The sequence below is a fragment of the Rhizobacter sp. genome, assembly GCF_031412495.1.
Taxonomy (GTDB): Bacteria; Pseudomonadota; Gammaproteobacteria; order Burkholderiales; family Burkholderiaceae_C; genus Schlegelella_A.
In genome coordinates this window covers 1-2,455 of record NZ_JANODC010000291.1, presented here as the reverse complement: position 1 = coordinate 2,455, position 2,455 = coordinate 1, and the positions used below count along the sequence as shown (strand labels likewise).

At 73.0% G+C, this 2,455-nt stretch carries 3 protein-coding genes; 2 read left to right on the top strand and 1 reads right to left on the bottom strand.

Annotation, left to right across the window (positions count from 1 at the left end; translation table 11 throughout):
* Positions 1-48: 48 nt before the first annotated feature.
* Entirely contained in the window at positions 49-777 is a 729-nt protein-coding gene (gene folE, locus AC30N0_RS10810; RefSeq protein ID WP_489517920.1) for a GTP cyclohydrolase I, read from the bottom strand.
* Between the two features lie 62 nt (positions 778-839).
* Here folE and rsmB point away from each other — a divergent pair, with 62 nt between their 5' ends.
* Complete coding sequence (rsmB, locus tag AC30N0_RS10805; protein WP_489517919.1) at positions 840-2,189, top strand: 16S rRNA (cytosine(967)-C(5))-methyltransferase RsmB; 1,350 nt, start codon at positions 840-842, stop codon at positions 2,187-2,189.
* 25 nt (positions 2,190-2,214) lie between these two features.
* Positions 2,215-2,455: hypothetical protein (locus tag AC30N0_RS10800; RefSeq protein ID WP_489517918.1), on the top strand; the 241-nt coding region annotated here is incomplete at its 3' end.

The following is a 2,455-nucleotide window of genomic DNA, read 5'->3' as shown; positions in this document are numbered from 1 at the left end:
GCCGAGGCACGACTGGCATACATGAGACGGACCAGCATGGGTGCTCCTTCAGGCCTTCTTGGCGACCAGCGACAGGAACTCGCGGCGCAGGCTGGCGTCCTTGAGGAAGGAGCCGCGCATGACGCTGTTCGTCATCTTCGCGTCGGCGTCCTTGACGCCGCGCCAGGCCATGCAGAAGTGATCCGCCTCCATGACGATGGCCAGGCCGTCGGGCTTGACGCGGTCCTGCAGTTCGTTGGCCAGCATCGTCACCGCCTCTTCCTGGATCTGCGGCCGGCTCATGATCCAGTCGCAGATGCGGACGTACTTCGACAGGCCGATCAGGTTCGAGTGCTCGTTCGGCAGCAGCCCGATCCAGACCTTGCCCATGATCGGGCACAGGTGGTGCGAGCAGGCGCTGCGCACGGTGACCGGGCCGACGATCATCAGCTCGTTCAGGCGAGAGACGTTCGGGAACTCGGTCACCGACGGGGGGGCGACGTAGCGGCCGCGGAAGACTTCGGTGATGAACATCTTGGCGACCCGCTTGGCCGTGTCGCTGGTGTTGTGGTCGCTGTCGGTGTCGATGACGAGGGCGCGCAGCACCGCCTGCATCTTTTCCTCGACCTCGGCGCGCAACTCGTCGAGCTCGCCTTCCTCGATGTGCTCGGCGATGTTGTCGTTGGCGTGGTAGCGGCACTGCGCGCCGATGAGCCGGTAGCGGATGCGATCCGACGCCGGCAGCCGCGACAGCTCGCCTTCGCTGCGAAAGATCGGTGTGGGTTTCTCGCCGGCCATGGGCAGCTCGCTTGCGTGGGAGCAGCAAGCCTACCCCAGGTCGGGCTGGCAGACTCCCCGAGGTGAGCAGCTCCTCGTCTCCGGCCCCGGCCACCGCCCCGCCGACGCCTGCCCTGCCGCTGGCGCGCCTGCTCGGCCACGCTGCCGACGCGGTGCGGGCGGTTCGCGCCGGGCAGTCGCTCAACGAGGCACTGGCCCGCTGCCCCGCCGAGGCGCGGCCGGGAACGCAGGCCCTGTCGTTCCATGCCCTGCGCTGGCTCGGCTCGGCCGAGGTCCTGCGCCGGGATCTGGCGCCGAAGACGCCGCCGGCCGACGTCGACGCCCTCCTGCTCACGGCACTGGCGCTGCTCTGGCCGGCCGGGTCGCCGCCCTACGCCGAGCACACCCTGGTCGACCAGGCCGTGGCCGCGGCGCGGGCGCGCGCGCCGCGCAGCGCCGGCTTCGTCAACGCGGTGCTGCGCCGCTTTTTGCGCGAGCGTGACGAGCGGGTCGGCACGGCATCGCGCGAGCCGCTGGCCCGCTTCAACCACTCGGCCTGGTGGCTGGACCGCCTTCGCCACGACTGGCCGGCCGAGTGGCAGGCGATCGCCGACGCCGACAACCGACACCCGCCGATGACGTTGCGCGTCAACGCCCGCCGCAGCAGCGTGGCGGCCTACCTCGAGCGGCTGGCAGAGGCGGGGATCGCTGCCGAGGCGGGCGCGCCAGGCGCGGTCCGGCTGGCCGCCCCGGTGCCGGTGCAGCGCCTGCCCGGGTTCACGACCGGCGACGTCTCGGTCCAGGACGCTGCCGCGCAGCGCGCCGCCCCGCTCCTTCTCGGCGCCGGCCTGCCGCCCGGCGCACGGGTCCTCGACGCCTGCGCCGCCCCGGGCGGCAAGACCGCGCACCTGCTCGAGCTGGCCGACCTCGACCTCCTCGCGCTCGACCGCGACACCGCCCGGCTCGCCCGAGTCGACGAGACGCTCGCCCGGCTGTCGCTGCGGGCGCAGACCGCGGTCGGCGATGCCGCCGACCCGGCCGGCTGGTGGGATGGCCGTCCGTTCGACGCGATCCTCCTCGACGCGCCCTGCACCGCCTCCGGCATCGTCCGCCGCCACCCCGACGTCCGCTGGCTCCGCCGCGCCGCCGACGTGGCGACGCTGGCGGCGGCGCAGGCCCGCCTGCTCGACGGGCTCTGGCCGCTGCTCCGGCCCGGCGGCCGGCTCCTCTACGCCACCTGCTCGGTGTTCAGGGCCGAGGGCCAGGCACAGATCGACGCTTTTTTGCAACGGCGCGCCGACGCTGCCCCGGCCGCCGACCCGCCTTCGCCCGGCCACCTGCTGCCGCTGGCCGACAATGACGAGACGCCGCCCGGAGCTCATTCGAGCCGAGCCGCAGACGGCTTTTTCCTCGCCCTGCTAGAGAAACACTGACCTTCGGTCTTCCCGCCCGCGAACCATGACTCGGCCGCCGCCGCCGCACGGCTTTCCGCGCCGCCGCAGCGTGCTTCGCGCGCTTGGCGCGGCCGGCTTGCGCCTCCTGTTTCCCGCCGCCACGGGCGGCGCCCTGCTCGGCGCCGGTCCGGCCCGCGGCACCGAGCCTGAGCTGACCCAGTTCGAGCTGAGCCGCGACGAGGAGGGCGTCTACCTGAGCTTCGCCGTCTCGGTCGAGCTTGGCCGCAGCCCGGACGAGGCGCTGA